This window comes from Enterobacter sp. RHBSTW-00994 (assembly GCF_013782625.1).
Taxonomy (GTDB): Bacteria; Pseudomonadota; Gammaproteobacteria; order Enterobacterales; family Enterobacteriaceae; genus Enterobacter.
Window position 1 is genome coordinate 199,154 of record NZ_CP056199.1, and the last position, 17,031, is coordinate 216,184.

Annotated in this window: 14 protein-coding genes and 4 tRNA genes; 17 read left to right on the forward strand and 1 reads right to left on the reverse strand. The window is 51.2% G+C overall.

Annotated features, from left to right (window positions below; all coding sequences use genetic code 11):
• Window positions 1–178 precede the first annotated feature (178 nt).
• From dppA to dppF, 5 genes are all read left to right on the forward strand, one after another.
• On the forward strand, window positions 179–1,786 hold the full coding sequence (gene dppA / locus HV346_RS00940) for a dipeptide ABC transporter periplasmic-binding protein DppA (RefSeq protein ID WP_181621781.1): 1,608 nt from the start codon (window positions 179–181) through the stop codon (window positions 1,784–1,786).
• A gap of 161 nt (window positions 1,787–1,947) precedes the next feature.
• Window positions 1,948–2,967: a dipeptide ABC transporter permease DppB gene (gene dppB / locus HV346_RS00945; RefSeq protein WP_181621782.1), complete on the forward strand. Its 1,020-nt coding sequence runs from the start codon at window positions 1,948–1,950 to the stop codon at window positions 2,965–2,967.
• A gap of 9 nt (window positions 2,968–2,976) precedes the next feature.
• A complete protein-coding gene (dppC, locus tag HV346_RS00950; protein ID WP_181621783.1) occupies window positions 2,977–3,879 on the forward strand; it encodes a dipeptide ABC transporter permease DppC in 903 nt (300 codons plus the stop codon).
• Window positions 3,880–3,889: 10 nt separating this feature from the next.
• Complete coding sequence (gene dppD, locus HV346_RS00955) at window positions 3,890–4,873, forward strand: dipeptide ABC transporter ATP-binding protein (protein WP_181621784.1); 984 nt, start codon at window positions 3,890–3,892, stop codon at window positions 4,871–4,873.
• Window positions 4,870–5,883: a dipeptide ABC transporter ATP-binding subunit DppF gene (gene dppF / locus HV346_RS00960; protein ID WP_181621785.1), complete on the forward strand. Its 1,014-nt coding sequence runs from the start codon at window positions 4,870–4,872 to the stop codon at window positions 5,881–5,883. Before dppD ends, dppF begins: the two co-directional genes overlap by 4 nt.
• 54 nt (window positions 5,884–5,937) lie before the next feature.
• Here the strand turns inward: dppF and coaA are convergent, their stop codons facing one another.
• Window positions 5,938–6,888 (reverse strand): type I pantothenate kinase, encoded by a 951-nt coding sequence (coaA, locus tag HV346_RS00965; protein ID WP_220131483.1) that lies wholly within the window; start codon window positions 6,886–6,888, stop codon window positions 5,938–5,940.
• A 322-nt stretch (window positions 6,889–7,210) separates the two neighbouring features.
• On the opposite strand from coaA, the gene HV346_RS00970 reads away from it, so the two are divergent.
• The 12 genes from HV346_RS00970 (at window position 7,211) to rpoB (ending at window position 16,971) form a co-directional block, all read left to right on the forward strand.
• Window positions 7,211–7,286, forward strand: a tRNA-Thr gene (locus HV346_RS00970).
• A gap of 8 nt (window positions 7,287–7,294) precedes the next feature.
• Window positions 7,295–7,379 (forward strand) — tRNA-Tyr (locus tag HV346_RS00975).
• A gap of 113 nt (window positions 7,380–7,492) precedes the next feature.
• Window positions 7,493–7,567 (forward strand) — tRNA-Gly (locus HV346_RS00980).
• A 5-nt stretch (window positions 7,568–7,572) separates the two neighbouring features.
• Window positions 7,573–7,648: transfer RNA gene (locus tag HV346_RS00985), tRNA-Thr, on the forward strand.
• Window positions 7,649–7,766: 118 nt separating this feature from the next.
• Entirely contained in the window at window positions 7,767–8,951 is a 1,185-nt protein-coding gene (tuf, locus tag HV346_RS00990; RefSeq protein WP_181621071.1) for an elongation factor Tu, read from the forward strand.
• A gap of 228 nt (window positions 8,952–9,179) precedes the next feature.
• Window positions 9,180–9,563 carry a preprotein translocase subunit SecE gene (secE, locus tag HV346_RS00995; protein WP_032644497.1) on the forward strand — a complete coding sequence of 128 codons (384 nt, stop codon included), beginning with the start codon at window positions 9,180–9,182 and terminating at the stop codon, window positions 9,561–9,563.
• Between the two features lies 1 nt (window position 9,564).
• Window positions 9,565–10,110 (forward strand): transcription termination/antitermination protein NusG, encoded by a 546-nt coding sequence (gene nusG / locus HV346_RS01000; protein ID WP_002438628.1) that lies wholly within the window; start codon window positions 9,565–9,567, stop codon window positions 10,108–10,110.
• 155 nt (window positions 10,111–10,265) lie between these two features.
• Complete coding sequence (rplK, locus tag HV346_RS01005) at window positions 10,266–10,694, forward strand: 50S ribosomal protein L11 (protein ID WP_004097640.1); 429 nt, start codon at window positions 10,266–10,268, stop codon at window positions 10,692–10,694.
• Window positions 10,695–10,697: 3 nt separating this feature from the next.
• Window positions 10,698–11,402, forward strand: a complete 705-nt coding sequence (rplA, locus tag HV346_RS01010) for a 50S ribosomal protein L1 (protein WP_181621787.1) — start codon at window positions 10,698–10,700, stop codon at window positions 11,400–11,402.
• Window positions 11,403–11,692: 290 nt separating this feature from the next.
• Complete coding sequence (gene rplJ, locus HV346_RS01015) at window positions 11,693–12,190, forward strand: 50S ribosomal protein L10 (RefSeq protein WP_004097644.1); 498 nt, start codon at window positions 11,693–11,695, stop codon at window positions 12,188–12,190.
• Between the two features lie 66 nt (window positions 12,191–12,256).
• A complete protein-coding gene (rplL, locus tag HV346_RS01020; RefSeq protein ID WP_000028879.1) occupies window positions 12,257–12,622 on the forward strand; it encodes a 50S ribosomal protein L7/L12 in 366 nt (121 codons plus the stop codon).
• Window positions 12,623–12,942: 320 nt separating this feature from the next.
• The gene (rpoB, locus tag HV346_RS01025; RefSeq protein ID WP_181621788.1) at window positions 12,943–16,971 is read left to right on the forward strand and encodes a DNA-directed RNA polymerase subunit beta; all 4,029 of its coding nucleotides are present in this window, start codon (window positions 12,943–12,945) and stop codon (window positions 16,969–16,971) included.
• Window positions 16,972–17,031 lie beyond the last annotated feature (60 nt).

Here is a 17,031-nt window from a genome sequence, read left to right on the forward strand (position 1 = left end):
ATTGTAGGGCACGAGGGGCATTTCAGGGAGGATCTGCGCTGCAACTCTGTCGCTCTTCTGAAAGGATTCTCCATCCCTTATAACGCCTTCGGGCATCTCCGACCGGACCGGGTAAAAAATAAATAAAGGTCAGGCGGTGTAACACAACAAAAGCAAAACATCACATTGGAGCAGAATAATGAGTATTTCCTTGAAGAAGTCAGGGATGCTGAAGCTTGGTCTGAGCCTGGTGGCTCTCACCGTCGCAGCAAGCGTACAGGCAAAAACCCTGGTTTACTGTTCTGAAGGCTCGCCGGAAGGCTTTAACCCACAGCTTTTTACCTCTGGTACGACGTATGACGCAAGCTCCGTACCAATCTATAACCGTCTGGTTGAATTCAAAATAGGTACTACGGAAGTTATTCCTGGCCTGGCTGAGAAGTGGGAAGTCAGTGAAGACGGCAAAACCTATACCTTCCATTTACGCCAGGGCGTGAAATGGCAAGACAGTAAAGACTTCAAACCTACACGTGATTTTAACGCTGACGACGTCGTATTCTCCTTCGACCGACAGAAAAACGCGCAAAACCCGTATCACAAAGTATCTGGCGGTAGCTATGAATACTTCGAAGGTATGGGCCTGCCGGACCTGATCACCGACGTGAAAAAAGTGGACGATAATACCGTTCAGTTCGTACTGACTCGTCCGGAAGCCCCATTCCTGGCTGACCTGGCAATGGACTTCGCTTCTATTCTGTCAAAAGAATATGCGGATAACATGCTGAAAGCGGGCACGCCGGAAAAAGTGGATCTGGACCCAATCGGTACAGGGCCGTTCCAGCTGCTGCAGTACCAGAAAGACTCCCGTATTCTGTATAAAGCCTTCCCAGGTTATTGGGGCACTAAGCCGCAGATCGACCGTCTGGTCTTCTCCATCACGCCTGATGCTTCTGTGCGTTATGCAAAACTGCAGAAAAATGAGTGCCAGGTGATGCCGTATCCGAACCCGGCTGATATTGCTCGCATGAAGCAGGATAAAAACATCAACCTGCTGGAGCAGGCAGGCCTGAACGTGGGTTACCTCTCCTTCAACACCGAGAAGAAACCGTTTGATGACGTAAAAGTGCGTCAGGCGCTGACTTACGCGGTAAACAAAGACGCGATCATCAAAGCCGTATACCAGGGCGCTGGTGTGGCCGCGAAAAACCTGATTCCACCAACCATGTGGGGCTATAACGACGACGTGAAGGATTACACCTACGACGTCGAGAAAGCAAAAGCGCTGCTGAAAGAAGCGGGCCAGGATAAAGGATTTACCGTTGAACTGTGGGCGATGCCTGTACAGCGTCCGTACAACCCGAATGCTCGCCGTATGGCTGAAATGGTCCAGGCTGACTGGGCAAAAATCGGCGTACAAGCCAAGATCGTGACTTACGAGTGGGGCGAATACCTGAAACGTGCTAAAGCCGGTGAACACCAGGCTGTGATGATGGGCTGGACTGGTGACAATGGGGATCCGGACAACTTCTTCGCTACCCTGTTCAGCTGTGATGCGGCCAAACAAGGTTCTAACTACTCTCGCTGGTGTTACAAACCGTTTGAAGATCTGATTCAGCCGGCACGTGCAACTGACGACCACAACAAGCGTATTGAACTGTACAAACAGGCTCAGGTTGTGATGCATGATCAGGCTCCGGCACTGATCGTGGCTCACTCCACTGTGTATGAGCCGGTCCGTAAAGAAGTCAAAGGCTATGTTGTTGATCCGCTGGGTAAACACCACTTCGAAAACGTATCTGTTGAATAATAAGTAGGGTGTACCCCTCTCCCAACGGGAGAGGGCAGGGGTGAGGGGCGAGCAGCCTTTCCCCTTACCCTAACCCTCTCCCTGTGGGAGAGGGAATTTACATTTGTGAGCAATACAGACGTCACGCCCCTGGTTGTGCGTCATCAGAGAGAATCCGGGTTATGTTGCAGTTTATCCTCCGACGTCTGGGACTTGTCATCCCTACGTTTATCGGTATCACCCTTCTCACTTTTGCCTTCGTTCATATGATCCCCGGTGACCCGGTAATGATTATGGCGGGCGAGCGTGGTATTTCCCCTGAACGCCATGCGCAGTTGCTGGCCGAGCTTGGTCTGAACAAGCCACTGTGGCAGCAATACCTCAATTATATTTGGGGTGTATTACACGGTGATTTAGGCATTTCACTGAAAAGCCGTCTTCCGGTGTGGGACGAGTTCGTACCGCGTTTTAAAGCAACGCTGGAACTTGGCATCTGCGCCATGATTTTTGCGACCGCTGTGGGTATTCCTGTTGGCGTTCTGGCTGCCGTTAAGCGCGGGTCTATTTTCGATCACACCGCTGTTGGCCTGGCACTGACGGGCTACTCCATGCCTATTTTCTGGTGGGGCATGATGCTGATCATGCTGGTCTCTGTGCAGTGGAACCTGACGCCAGTTTCCGGGCGAGTCAGCGATATGGTCTTCCTCGACGATTCTAATCCGCTGACCGGATTTATGCTGATTGATACCGCTATCTGGGGTGAGCAGGGTAATTTCATCGATGCGGTGGCGCATATGATTCTGCCTGCCATGGTGCTCGGCACAATCCCGCTGGCGGTAATCGTGCGTATGACGCGATCCTCCATGCTGGAAGTTTTGGGCGAAGACTATATCCGTACCGCACGCGCCAAGGGGCTGACCCGTATGCGTGTCATCATCGTTCATGCGTTGCGTAATGCAATGCTGCCAGTGGTAACGGTTATTGGTCTGCAGGTAGGGACGTTGTTGGCCGGTGCAATTCTGACCGAAACCATTTTCTCCTGGCCTGGTCTTGGGCGTTGGTTGATAGATGCACTGCAACGCCGTGATTACCCGGTTGTGCAGGGCGGTGTTCTGCTGGTAGCGACGATGATTATTCTCGTTAACCTGCTGGTCGATCTGCTCTACGGCGTGGTGAACCCGCGTATTCGGCATAAGAAGTAAGGGGCCATCATGTCACAAGTAACTCAAAATAAAGTGGTCGCTGCGCCGGTTCCGATGACACCGTTGCAGGAATTCTGGCACTACTTCAAACGCAACAAAGGTGCGGTAGTCGGCCTGGTATATGTGGTCATCATGATCATTATCGCGATATTCGCGAATGTCCTTGCACCGTATAACCCAGCAGACCAGTTCCGTGACGTTCTGTTATCGCCGCCAGCCTGGCAGGATGGCGGTACGTTTGCGCACCTTCTTGGAACAGATGATGTTGGCCGTGATGTGCTGTCGCGCTTGATGTACGGTGCTCGTTTGTCACTGCTGGTGGGTTGTCTGGTCGTGGTGCTGTCGTTGATTCTGGGGGTCGTCCTCGGGCTGGTGGCCGGTTATTTCGGTGGCCTCGTTGACAACATTATTATGCGTATCGTCGATATTATGCTGGCGTTGCCGAGCCTGTTGCTGGCATTGGTCCTGGTGGCCGTCTTTGGGCCATCGATAGGTAATGCCGCGTTAGCACTAACGTTCGTGGCACTTCCGCACTACGTGCGCTTAACGCGTGCCGCAGTGCTGGTTGAAGTTAACCGTGATTACGTGACGGCATCTCGTGTGGCAGGTGCGGGTGCAATGCGTCAGATGTTCGTGAATATTCTCCCTAACTGTCTTGCGCCGCTGATTGTTCAGGCGTCTCTTGGCTTCTCTAACGCCATTCTCGATATGGCAGCTCTTGGCTTCCTTGGCATGGGTGCGCAGCCACCAACACCGGAGTGGGGCACGATGCTCTCCGATGTGTTGCAGTTCGCGCAAAGCGCCTGGTGGGTCGTCACCTTCCCGGGTCTGGCGATTTTGCTGACGGTGCTGGCATTTAACCTGATGGGTGATGGCCTGCGTGATGCACTTGATCCCAAACTGAAGCAGTAAGAGGCACGAGATGGCGTTATTAAATGTAGATAAATTATCGGTGCACTTCGGTGACGAAGGCACACCGTTTCGCGCCGTAGACCGCATCAGTTACAGCGTGAACCAAGGCGAAGTAGTGGGTATTGTTGGTGAGTCAGGTTCGGGTAAGTCGGTAAGCTCGCTGGCAATCATGGGGTTGATTGACTATCCCGGTCGTGTGATGGCGGAGAGCCTGGCCTTTGACGGACAGGATCTGCAACGCATTTCCGAGAAACAACGTCGCCAGTTGGTGGGCGCTGAAGTCGCCATGATCTTCCAGGACCCGATGACCAGCCTCAACCCATGCTACACCGTCGGTTTCCAGATAATGGAAGCGATTAAGGTGCATCAGGGTGGTAATAAGAAAACCCGCCGTCAGCGTGCGATCGATCTGCTGACACAGGTCGGTATACCGGATCCAGGCTCGCGTCTCGACGTGTATCCTCACCAGTTGTCCGGTGGGATGAGTCAGCGTGTAATGATTGCCATGGCGATCGCCTGTCGGCCAAAACTGCTGATTGCCGATGAACCAACAACGGCGCTGGATGTGACGATTCAGGCGCAGATCATCGAGCTGCTGCTCGAGTTGCAGCAGAAAGAGAATATGGCACTGGTGCTGATCACGCATGACCTGGCGTTGGTGGCGGAAGCAGCGCATAAAATTATCGTGATGTATGCCGGGCAGGTTGTGGAGACGGGAGCCGCGAATGATATCTTCCGCGCACCACGTCACCCTTATACTCAGGCGTTGTTACGGGCACTCCCGGAATTTGCTCAGGATAAAGCGCGTCTGGCGTCATTGCCGGGTGTGGTTCCGGGTAAATATGACCGTCCTGAGGGGTGTTTGCTCAACCCTCGTTGCCCGTATGCGACCGATAAATGCCGTTCTGTAGAGCCGGAGCTTGCACTACTTGGTGACGGCCGCCAGTCGAAATGCCATTACCCACTCGATGATGCCGGGAGGCCAACACTATGAGTACGCAACAGGCCGCCGCGCAACAACTGCTGTTGCAGGCTATCGATCTGAAAAAACATTATCCGGTGAAGAAGGGACCATTCTCTCCTGAACGCCTGGTAAAAGCGCTGGATGGCGTATCGTTCACGCTGGAGCGTGGTAAAACGCTGGCGGTGGTGGGAGAGTCCGGCTGTGGGAAATCCACGCTGGGTCGACTGCTGACAATGATAGAAACGCCCACAGGCGGCGAGCTCTATTATCAGGGGCAGGATCTGCTTAAGCATGACCCGCATGCGCAGAAACTGCGTCGCCAGAAAATCCAGATTGTCTTCCAGAACCCGTATGGCTCGCTTAACCCACGCAAGAAAGTGGGGCAGATTCTGGAAGAACCGCTGCTGATTAATACCAGCCTCTCCAAAGAGCAGCGCCGTGAGAAAGCGTTGGCGATGATGGCGAAAGTGGGTTTGAAAACCGAACATTACGATCGCTATCCGCATATGTTCTCCGGCGGTCAGCGTCAACGTATTGCGATTGCTCGCGGACTGATGCTTGATCCGGATGTGGTGATTGCCGATGAGCCGGTCTCTGCGCTTGATGTTTCTGTTCGTGCACAGGTTCTGAACCTGATGATGGACTTACAGCAGGAACTGGGGCTGTCGTATGTGTTTATTTCACATGATCTGTCAGTGGTGGAGCACATTGCTGATGAAGTGATGGTGATGTATTTAGGTCGCTGTGTGGAGAAGGGGACCAAAGACCAGATCTTTAATAATCCTCGTCATCCGTACACCCAGGCACTACTGTCTGCGACACCGCGTTTGAATCCGGATGATCGTCGCGAGCGCATTAAATTGACGGGCGAGCTACCAAGCCCGCTGAATCCGCCTCCGGGATGTGCCTTCAACGCCCGTTGTCGTCGTCGCTTTGGGCCTTGCACGCAGTTGCAGCCGCAGTTGAAAGATTACGGTGGTCAACTGGTAGCGTGCTTCGCAGTTGATCAGGATGAAAACGGCGAAAAACCTCACGTGTGATGCAGAAGTAAAAAACCGGCGATTTTCGCCGGTTTTTTTATGTCAGCTTATCGCTTATTTCCGCAAACGAATCTGGTCGACAGCATGTTTCTCGCTCTTGGTGAGGATCAAGCTGGCGCGTTCGCGCGTGGGCAGAATATTTTCTTTCAGGTTGACGTAGTTAATCTCATTCCATAACGACATCGCGACATTAGTGGCCTCTTCTTTTGAGAGCTGCGCATAGTTATGGAAATAGGAGTCGGGGTCAGTGAATGCACCTTCGCGGAATTTCAGGAAACGGTTGATGTACCAGCTTTGCAGCAAGTCTTCAGGCGCATCGACATAGATAGAGAAGTCGACGAAATCGGAGACGAAGACATGATGCGGGTCATGCGGGTAATCCATTCCGCTCTGCAGGACATTCAGCCCTTCCAGAATCAGGATATCCGGCTGGGCAACAGTTTTATCTCCACCGGGGATACGGTCATAGATCAGATGTGAATAAACAGGTGCAGTCACATTCGGTGCACCGGATTTCAGATCGGAGACGAACTTCACCAAACGGTGCATATCATAAGAAAGAGGGAAGCCCTTTTTCTTCATCAGACCACGTTCCTTTAACACCTCGTTGGGGTGCAGGAAACCATCTGTGGTAATCAGCTCAACGCTACGATGCTCCGGCCAGCGGCTCAGCAGCGCCTGAAGAACGCGGGCTGTGGTACTTTTACCTACGGCGACGCTACCTGCAATACTAATGATATAAGGAATGCGCTGACCGTTTGTGCCGAGAAACTGCTCCAGTACCGCCTGCCGACGCAGGTTGGAACTGATATAGAAGTTAAGCAATCGAGATAATGGTAAATAGATCTCTGCCACCTCTTCCAGCGACAGGTCTTCGTTTATCCCTTTTAACCGCGCTATTTCACCTTCCGTCAGCGTCATGGGAACGGAATCACGCAAGGCAGCCCATTGGCTACGGTTAAATTGAAGATAGGGTGTCATTAACGTTTGCTCTTTTTTGCTCATAAGCATGCTTTAGTGAGTCATTGGTAATCCATCCGCGCAATGACTCATCAGATAGTAGTTAATTTTGGACAATGGGCAGGAGGTTAACACCAGATGACAGGAATAATAAGAAAAAATATGGGAAAGCGATGCGTTACGCGGGAGCCATCACGCTACGGTATAGACGCAGGAAATAGTGCATAAATGCTGGTTTTTTGACCGTGTTTGCATGAATTTACAGCGATTAACCCTCTCTTCGCACAAAATATGAGCGAAAGAACGTTTTATGCAATTTTTTAGTTGCATGACTGCTCATGTCTCCATAAAATGCGCGCTACTTGATGCCGACTTAGCTCAGTAGGTAGAGCAACTGACTTGTAATCAGTAGGTCACCAGTTCGATTCCGGTAGTCGGCACCATCAAGTCCGGTGGGGTTCCCGAGCGGCCAAAGGGAGCAGACTGTAAATCTGCCGTCACAGACTTCGAAGGTTCGAATCCTTCCCCCACCACCACTTTCTGGCAGCGTTATCGCCGCCTGAGCGGGTTAAAAAATTAATCAGCTCAAACAAAAAGAGAGAAATCTCTTTTTTGTTACAGAAAGAACTGGGTAGCCGAGTTTCAGGATGCGGGCATCGTATAATGGCTATTACCTCAGCCTTCCAAGCTGATGATGCGGGTTCGATTCCCGCTGCCCGCTCCAAACGTGCTGATATGGCTCAGTTGGTAGAGCGCACCCTTGGTAAGGGTGAGGTCCCCAGTTCGACTCTGGGTATCAGCACCACTTCACTTATCCCTCCCTTTTCTCTCTGTTTCAATTTAAATATATTCAACAGTTCAGGCATTTCGCCTGGTTGATGTGGTGATATCACCGATTTATCCGTGTCTTAGAGGGACAATCGATGTCTAAAGAAAAGTTTGAACGTACAAAACCGCACGTTAACGTCGGTACTATCGGCCACGTTGACCATGGTAAAACAACGCTGACCGCTGCAATCACTACCGTTCTGGCTAAAACCTACGGTGGTGCTGCTCGTGCTTTCGACCAGATCGATAACGCACCAGAAGAAAAAGCTCGTGGTATCACCATCAACACTTCCCACGTTGAATATGACACCCCGACTCGCCACTACGCACACGTAGACTGCCCAGGCCACGCCGACTATGTTAAAAACATGATCACCGGTGCTGCGCAGATGGACGGCGCGATCCTGGTTGTTGCTGCGACTGACGGCCCTATGCCTCAGACCCGTGAGCACATCCTGCTGGGTCGTCAGGTAGGCGTTCCTTACATCATCGTGTTCCTGAACAAATGCGACATGGTTGATGACGAAGAGCTGCTGGAACTGGTAGAAATGGAAGTTCGCGAACTTCTGTCTCAGTACGATTTCCCAGGTGATGACACCCCAATCATCCGTGGTTCTGCTCTGAAAGCGCTGGAAGGCGAAGCAGAGTGGGAAGCGAAAATCATCGAACTGGCTGGCTTCCTCGATTCTTACATCCCAGAACCAGAACGTGCGATTGACAAGCCATTCCTGCTGCCAATCGAAGACGTATTCTCCATCTCCGGTCGTGGTACTGTTGTTACCGGTCGTGTAGAGCGCGGTATCGTTAAAGTGGGTGAAGAAGTTGAAATCGTAGGTATCAAAGAGACTGCCAAGTCTACCTGTACCGGCGTTGAAATGTTCCGCAAACTGCTGGACGAAGGCCGTGCTGGTGAGAACGTTGGTGTTCTGCTGCGTGGTATCAAACGTGAAGAAATCGAACGTGGTCAGGTACTGGCTAAGCCAGGCTCTATCAAGCCGCACACCAAGTTCGAATCTGAAGTGTACATTCTGTCCAAAGATGAAGGCGGCCGTCATACTCCGTTCTTCAAAGGCTACCGTCCACAGTTCTACTTCCGTACAACTGACGTGACCGGTACTATCGAACTGCCAGAAGGCGTTGAGATGGTAATGCCAGGCGACAACATCAAAATGGTTGTTACCCTGATCCACCCAATCGCGATGGATGACGGTCTGCGTTTCGCAATCCGTGAAGGTGGTCGTACCGTTGGTGCGGGCGTGGTTGCTAAAGTTCTCGGCTAATCGCTGATAACATTTGACGCAATGCGCATGAAAAGGGCATCATTTGATGCCCTTTTTGCACGCTTTCACACCAGAACCTGGCTCATCAGTGATTTTTTTTGTCATAATCATTGCTGAGACAGGCTCTGTAGAGGGCGTTTAGTCCGAAACTCAATAGAGCATTCGGTTAGGTTCTCCTCGCAATCGCGGGGTGAAATTATTTGTAGAATTCTTCTGACAGGTTGGTTTATGAGTGCGAATACCGAAGCTCAAGGGAGCGGGCGCGGCCTGGAAGCGATGAAGTGGATCGCTGTTGCCGTGCTGCTGATTGTGGCAATCGTTGGCAACTATCTTTATCGTGACATGATGCTGCCGCTACGCGCGCTGGCAGTGGTGATTCTGATTGCTGCAGCGGGCGGTGTCGCGCTGTTGACGACTAAAGGTAAAGCGACTGTTGCGTTTGCGCGCGAAGCGCGTACCGAAGTCCGCAAGGTGATTTGGCCAACTCGCCAGGAAACATTGCACACCACACTGATTGTGGCAGCAGTGACTGCGGTAATGTCACTGATCCTGTGGGGACTGGATGGTATTCTGGTTCGCCTGGTATCCTTTATCACTGGCCTGAGGTTCTAAGATGTCTGAAGCCCCTAAAAAGCGTTGGTACGTCGTTCAGGCGTTTTCCGGTTTTGAAGGCCGCGTAGCCACGTCGCTGCGTGAGCATATCAAATTACACAATATGGAAGAGTTGTTTGGCGAAGTCATGGTTCCAACCGAAGAAGTGGTTGAGATCCGTGGTGGTCAGCGCCGCAAAAGCGAGCGTAAATTCTTCCCTGGCTACGTGCTGGTTCAGATGGTCATGAACGACGCAAGCTGGCATCTGGTGCGTAGCGTGCCGCGCGTAATGGGCTTTATCGGTGGCACGTCCGACCGTCCAGCACCAATCAGCGACAAAGAAGTTGATGCAATCATGAACCGCCTGCAGCAGGTTGGCGATAAGCCGCGTCCGAAAACGCTGTTTGAGCCGGGTGAAATGGTGCGTGTTAGCGACGGTCCGTTTGCTGACTTTAACGGTGTGGTTGAAGAAGTGGACTACGAGAAGTCCCGTCTGAAAGTTTCTGTTTCTATCTTCGGTCGTGCGACCCCGGTAGAGCTGGACTTTGCTCAGGTAGAAAAAGCCTAAGTAGCGATCAAAAAAGCGACGATTTAATCGTTGCACAGGGCGCGAGATTGGAATACAATTTCGCGCCTTTTGTTTTTATGGGCCAGGCCCGTAAAACGATTTTTTATCACGGGGAGCCTCACTGAGGCGTTATAACCCACTTAGAGGAAGTTAACATGGCTAAGAAAGTACAAGCCTACGTCAAGCTGCAGGTTGCAGCTGGTATGGCGAACCCAAGTCCACCGGTTGGTCCAGCACTGGGTCAGCAGGGCGTAAACATCATGGAATTCTGCAAAGCGTTTAACGCCAAAACCGAATCCCTGGAAAAAGGTCTGCCAATTCCAGTCGTCATCACTGTTTACGCTGACCGTTCTTTCACTTTCGTTACCAAAACCCCTCCAGCAGCAGTTCTGCTGAAGAAAGCGGCTGGTATCAAGTCTGGTTCCGGTAAACCGAACAAAGACAAAGTGGGTAAAATTTCCCGCGCTCAGCTGCAGGAAATCGCGCAGACCAAAGCTGCCGACATGACTGGTTCCGACATTGAAGCGATGACCCGCTCCATTGAAGGTACTGCACGTTCCATGGGCCTGGTAGTGGAGGACTAAGAAATGGCTAAACTGACCAAGCGCATGTCCGTGATCCGTGACAAAGTTGATGCGACCAAACAGTACGACATCAACGAAGCAATCGCACTGCTGAAAGAACTGGCTACTGCTAAGTTCGTAGAAAGCGTTGACGTTGCTGTTAACCTGGGCATTGATGCTCGTAAATCTGATCAGAACGTTCGTGGCGCGACTGTACTGCCACACGGTACTGGCCGTTCCGTTCGCGTAGCTGTATTTGCTCAGGGTGCAAACGCTGAAGCTGCTAAAGCTGCCGGCGCTGAACTGGTAGGTATGGAAGATCTGGCTGATCAGATCAAAAAAGGCGAAATGAACTTTGACGTTGTTATTGCTTCTCCGGATGCAATGCGCGTTGTTGGCCAGTTGGGCCAGGTTCTGGGTCCACGTGGCCTGATGCCAAACCCGAAAGTGGGTACTGTAACGCCTAACGTTGCTGAAGCGGTTAAGAATGCTAAAGCGGGTCAGGTTCGTTATCGTAACGACAAAAACGGCATCATCCACACCACCATCGGTAAAGTGGACTTCGATACTGATAAACTGAAAGAAAACCTGGAATCTCTGCTGGTTGCGCTGAAAAAAGCTAAACCAACTCAGGCTAAAGGCGTGTACATCAAGAAAATCAGCATCTCCACCACCATGGGTGCAGGTGTTGCAGTTGACCAAGCTGGCCTGACTGCTGTTGCAAACTAATACCTTTACGTGGGCGGTGATTTTGTCTACAATCTTACCCCCATGTTTGCTAGCGAAAGTTAGCAGGTAAAAAGATTTGTTCGTTGGAGCCTGGCCTATCCAGGCCTCCGTCGAAGACCGCAGGTGTTTCGCAAGAAACTTAATCCCCTGCGTAGACGGTGACAGAACGCTAAGATTATTTTTGAATACTCTGGCTTGTTTCTGCTCACCGTATTAAGACGCTCTTTCGTTTGGAAGAGTGAAGTGAGTTCCGGAACATGAGTTCCGGCAAACATCCAGGAGCAAAGCTAATGGCTTTAAATCTTCAAGACAAACAAGCGATTGTTGCTGAAGTCAGCGAAGTAGCCAAAGGCGCGCTGTCTGCAGTAGTTGCGGATTCCCGTGGCGTTACTGTAGACAAAATGACTGAACTGCGTAAAGCAGGTCGTGAAGCTGGCGTATACATGCGTGTTGTTCGTAACACCCTGCTGCGTCGCGTAGTTGAAGGTACTCCGTTCGAGTGCCTGAAAGACACGTTTGTTGGTCCGACCCTGATTGCATACTCTATGGAACACCCGGGCGCAGCTGCTCGTCTGTTCAAAGAGTTCGCGAAAGCGAATGCAAAATTTGAGGTCAAAGCTGCAGCCTTTGAAGGTGAGTTGATCCCGGCATCGCAAATCGATCGCCTGGCAACCCTGCCGACCTACGAAGAAGCAATTGCACGCCTGATGGCAACCATGAAAGAAGCTTCGGCTGGCAAACTGGTTCGCACTCTGGCTGCTGTACGCGATGCGAAAGAAGCTGCTTAATTGCAGTTATCTTTATCAAGTATTCGCTTACGTATAAACTTATTCTGATTTTCAGGAACAATTTAAATGTCTATCACTAAAGATCAAATCATTGAAGCAGTTGCAGCTATGTCCGTAATGGACGTTGTAGAACTGATCTCTGCAATGGAAGAAAAATTCGGTGTTTCCGCTGCTGCTGCTGTAGCTGTTGCTGCGGGTCCAGTTGAAGCTGCTGAAGAAAAAACTGAATTCGACGTAATTCTGAAAGCTGCTGGCGCTAACAAAGTTGCTGTTATCAAAGCAGTACGTGGCGCAACTGGCCTGGGTCTGAAAGAAGCTAAAGACCTGGTAGAATCTGCTCCAGCCGCTCTGAAAGAAGGCGTGAGCAAAGATGACGCTGAAGCACTGAAAAAATCTCTGGAAGAAGCTGGCGCTGAAGTTGAAGTTAAATAAGCCAACCCTTCCGGTTGCAGCCTGAGAAATTAGGCTGATGGCTGGTGACTTTTTAGTCACCAGCCTTTTTGCGCTGTAAGGCACTAGTAGCATTTCACACTGTTTGACTGCTGGTTGTCCTGACAATGCTTGTTTCTATCGACGTCTTAATATACTGCGACAGGGTGCTCGCTCTGTGTAAATCGCAACGAAATGGTTTAAGCGTGATAGCAACAGGTATTGCGGAAAGTATTCAATTTTCCGATCAACAAAATGGTGTTGCACAAACTGTCCCTTCGTCGGACAGATGGGTCGACTTGTCAGCGAGCTGAGGAACCCTAATGGTTTACTCCTATACCGAGAAAAAACGTATTCGTAAGGATTTTGGTAAACGTCCACAAGTTCTGGATATACCTTATCTCCTTTCTATCCAGCTTGACTCGTTCCAGAAGTTTATCGAGCAAGATCCTGAAGGGCAGTATGGTCTGGAAGCAGCTTTCCGTTCCGTATTCCCGATTAAAAGCTATAGCGGTAATTCTGAGCTGCAATACGTCAGCTACCGCCTTGGCGAACCGGTGTTTGACGTTCAGGAATGTCAGATCCGTGGCGTGACCTATTCCGCACCGCTGCGTGTAAAACTGCGTCTGGTGATCTACGAGCGCGAAGCGCCTGAAGGCACTGTTAAAGACATTAAAGAACAAGAAGTCTACATGGGTGAAATTCCACTCATGACAGACAACGGTACTTTCGTTATCAACGGTACTGAGCGTGTTATCGTTTCCCAGCTGCATCGTAGCCCGGGCGTCTTCTTCGACAGCGATAAGGGTAAAACACACTCATCCGGTAAAGTACTGTATAACGCGCGCATCATTCCTTACCGTGGTTCATGGCTGGACTTTGAGTTCGATCCAAAAGACAACCTGTTTGTCCGTATCGACCGTCGTCGTAAACTGCCAGCAACCATTATTCTGCGTGCGCTGCAATATACCACTGAGCAGATCCTTGACCTGTTCTTTGAGAAAGTCGTTTTCGAAATCCGCGACAACAAGCTGCAAATGGAGCTGGTGCCGGAACGTCTGCGTGGTGAGACCGCGTCGTTCGACATTGAATCCGACGGCAAAGTGTATGTGGAAAAAGGCCGTCGTATTACTGCGCGTCACATCCGTCAGCTGGAAAAAGATGATATCAAACTCATCGAAGTACCGGTTGAGTACATCGCAGGAAAAGTAGCCGCGAAAGATTACGTTGATGAATCAACGGGTGAACTGATCTGCCCAGCCAACATGGAGCTGAGCCTCGATCTGTTAGCCAAGCTGAGCCAGTCTGGTCACAAACGTATTGAAACGCTGTTCACTAACGATCTGGATCACGGTGCGTACATCTCCGAGACTGTTCGCGTCGATCCAACCAACGATCGCCTGAGCGCGCTGGTAGAAATCTACCGCATGATGCGTCCTGGTGAGCCGCCAACTCGTGAAGCGGCTGAAAGCCTGTTTGAGAACCTGTTCTTCTCCGAAGACCGCTATGACCTGTCTGCGGTTGGCCGTATGAAGTTCAACCGTTCTCTGCTGCGTGACGAGATCGAAGGTTCCGGTATCCTGAGCAAAGAAGACATCATCGAAGTGATGAAAAAGCTCATTGATATCCGTAACGGTAAAGGCGAAGTGGATGATATCGACCACCTCGGCAACCGTCGTATCCGTTCCGTTGGTGAAATGGCGGAAAACCAGTTCCGTGTTGGCCTGGTGCGTGTAGAGCGTGCGGTGAAAGAGCGTCTGTCTCTGGGCGATCTGGATACCCTGATGCCTCAGGATATGATCAACGCTAAGCCTATCTCTGCAGCAGTGAAAGAGTTCTTCGGTTCCAGCCAGCTGTCTCAGTTTATGGACCAGAACAACCCGCTGTCTGAGATTACGCACAAACGTCGTATCTCTGCCCTCGGCCCAGGCGGCTTGACCCGTGAACGTGCAGGCTTTGAAGTTCGAGACGTACACCCGACTCACTACGGTCGCGTGTGCCCAATCGAAACGCCTGAAGGTCCAAACATCGGTCTGATCAACTCCCTGTCTGTTTACGCACAGACTAACGAATACGGTTTCCTTGAGACGCCGTACCGTAAAGTGACTGACGGTGTTGTGACTGACGAAATTCATTACCTGTCTGCTATTGAAGAAGGTAACTACGTCATCGCTCAGGCGAACTCCAACCTGGATGACGAAGGCCACTTTGAAGAAGACCTGGTAACGTGCCGTAGCAAAGGCGAATCCAGCTTGTTCAGCCGTGATCAGGTTGACTACATGGACGTTTCCACCCAACAGGTGGTTTCTGTCGGTGCATCCCTGATCCCGTTCCTGGAACACGATGACGCCAACCGTGCATTGATGGGTGCAAACATGCAACGTCAGGCTGTTCCAACTCTGCGCGCTGATAAGCCGCTGGTTGGTACAGGTATGGAGCGTGCTGTTGCTGTTGACTCCGGTGTTACTGCGGTTGCTAAACGTGGCGGTACTGTTCAGTACGTGGATGCTTCTCGTATCGTTATCAAAGTTAACGAAGACGAAATGTACCCAGGCGAAGCGGGTATCGACATCTATAACCTGACGAAGTACACCCGTTCTAACCAGAACACCTGCATCAACCAGATGCCGTGCGTGTCTCTGGGTGAGCCAATTGAGCGCGGCGACGTGCTGGCAGATGGCCCGTCCACCGATCTCGGTGAACTGGCGCTTGGTCAGAACATGCGTGTAGCGTTCATGCCGTGGAATGGCTACAACTTCGAAGACTCCATCCTCGTTTCCGAGCGTGTGGTTCAGGAAGATCGCTTCACGACTATCCACATCCAGGAACTGGCGTGTGTGTCTCGTGACACCAAGCTGGGGCCAGAAGAGATCACCGCTGACATCCCTAACGTGGGTGAAGCTGCGCTCTCCAAACTGGATGAGTCCGGTATTGTTTACATCGGTGCGGAAGTGACCGGCGGTGACATTCTGGTTGGTAAGGTAACGCCTAAAGGTGAAACCCAACTGACACCAGAAGAGAAACTGCTGCGTGCAATCTTCGGTGAGAAAGCGTCTGACGTTAAAGACTCTTCTCTGCGCGTACCAAACGGTGTTTCCGGTACGGTTATCGATGTTCAGGTCTTCACCCGTGACGGCGTTGAGAAAGATAAACGCGCACTGGAAATCGAAGAGATGCAGCTGAAGCAGGCTAAAAAAGACCTGTCTGAAGAACTGCAGATCCTCGAAGCGGGTCTGTTCAGTCGTATCTACGCGGTACTGGTTGCTGGCGGTGTTGAAGCTGAGAAGCTCGATAAACTGCCACGTGATCGCTGGCTGGAACTGGGCCTGACCGATGAAGAGAAACAAAATCAGCTGGAACAACTGGCTGAGCAGTATGACGAACTGAAACACGAGTTCGAGAAAAAACTCGAAGCGAAACGCCGCAAAATCACTCAGGGCGACGATCTGGCACCAGGCGTGCTGAAGATTGTTAAGGTGTATCTGGCCGTTAAACGTCAGATCCAGCCTGGTGATAAGATGGCAGGTCGTCACGGTAACAAAGGTGTTATCTCTAAGATCAACCCGATCGAAGATATGCCGCACGATGCTAACGGTACGCCGGTAGATATCGTACTGAACCCGCTGGGTGTACCGTCTCGTATGAACATTGGTCAGATTCTGGAAACCCACCTGGGTATGGCTGCGAAGGGTATTGGCGACAAGATTAACGCCATGCTGAAACAGCAAGAAGAAGTCGCGAAACTTCGCGAATTCATCCAGCGTGCGTACGATCTGGGCACGGATGTTCGTCAGAAAGTTGACCTGAACACCTTCAGCGATGATGAAGTTCTGCGTCTGGCTGAAAACCTGAAAAAAGGTATGCCGATCGCAACGCCAGTATTTGATGGTGCGAAAGAGTCAGAAATCAAGGAACTGTTACAGCTGGGTGGTCTGCCAACTTCTGGTCAGATCACGCTGTTCGACGGCCGTACTGGTGAGCAATTCGAGCGCCAGGTTACCGTTGGCTACATGTACATGCTGAAACTGAACCACCTGGTTGATGACAAGATGCATGCGCGTTCTACCGGTTCTTACAGCCTGGTTACTCAGCAGCCGCTGGGTGGTAAGGCACAGTTCGGTGGTCAGCGCTTCGGTGAGATGGAAGTGTGGGCGCTGGAAGCATATGGCGCAGCATACACCCTGCAGGAAATGCTTACCGTTAAGTCTGATGACGTGAATGGTCGTACCAAGATGTATAAAAACATCGTGGACGGCAACCATCAGATGGAACCAGGTATGCCGGAATCCTTCAACGTACTGTTGAAAGAGATCCGCTCGCTGGGTATCAACATCGAGCTGGAAGACGAGTAACTCTCGCTCAAACAGGTCACTGGTGTCGGGATAATCCTCGACACCAGATTGTGCTAACTC

Excerpts from the sequence above, each read along its gene's own strand:
- dppA (WP_181621781.1), top strand. The coding sequence starts at position 179 with ATGAGTATTTCCTTGAAGAAGTCAGGGATGCTGAAGCTTGGTCTGAGC.
- dppB (WP_181621782.1), top strand. The coding sequence starts at position 1,948 with ATGTTGCAGTTTATCCTCCGACGTCTGGGACTTGTCATCCCTACGTTT.
- dppC (WP_181621783.1), top strand. The coding sequence starts at position 2,977 with ATGTCACAAGTAACTCAAAATAAAGTGGTCGCTGCGCCGGTTCCGATG.
- dppD (WP_181621784.1), top strand. The coding sequence starts at position 3,890 with ATGGCGTTATTAAATGTAGATAAATTATCGGTGCACTTCGGTGACGAA.
- dppF (WP_181621785.1), top strand. The coding sequence starts at position 4,870 with ATGAGTACGCAACAGGCCGCCGCGCAACAACTGCTGTTGCAGGCTATC.
- coaA (WP_220131483.1), bottom strand. The coding sequence starts at position 6,888 with ATGAGCAAAAAAGAGCAAACGTTAATGACACCCTATCTTCAATTTAAC.
- tuf (WP_181621071.1), top strand. The coding sequence starts at position 7,767 with ATGTCTAAAGAAAAGTTTGAACGTACAAAACCGCACGTTAACGTCGGT.
- secE (WP_032644497.1), top strand. The coding sequence starts at position 9,180 with ATGAGTGCGAATACCGAAGCTCAAGGGAGCGGGCGCGGCCTGGAAGCG.
- nusG (WP_002438628.1), top strand. The coding sequence starts at position 9,565 with ATGTCTGAAGCCCCTAAAAAGCGTTGGTACGTCGTTCAGGCGTTTTCC.
- rplK (WP_004097640.1), top strand. The coding sequence starts at position 10,266 with ATGGCTAAGAAAGTACAAGCCTACGTCAAGCTGCAGGTTGCAGCTGGT.
- rplA (WP_181621787.1), top strand. The coding sequence starts at position 10,698 with ATGGCTAAACTGACCAAGCGCATGTCCGTGATCCGTGACAAAGTTGAT.
- rplJ (WP_004097644.1), top strand. The coding sequence starts at position 11,693 with ATGGCTTTAAATCTTCAAGACAAACAAGCGATTGTTGCTGAAGTCAGC.
- rplL (WP_000028879.1), top strand. The coding sequence starts at position 12,257 with ATGTCTATCACTAAAGATCAAATCATTGAAGCAGTTGCAGCTATGTCC.
- rpoB (WP_181621788.1), top strand. The coding sequence starts at position 12,943 with ATGGTTTACTCCTATACCGAGAAAAAACGTATTCGTAAGGATTTTGGT.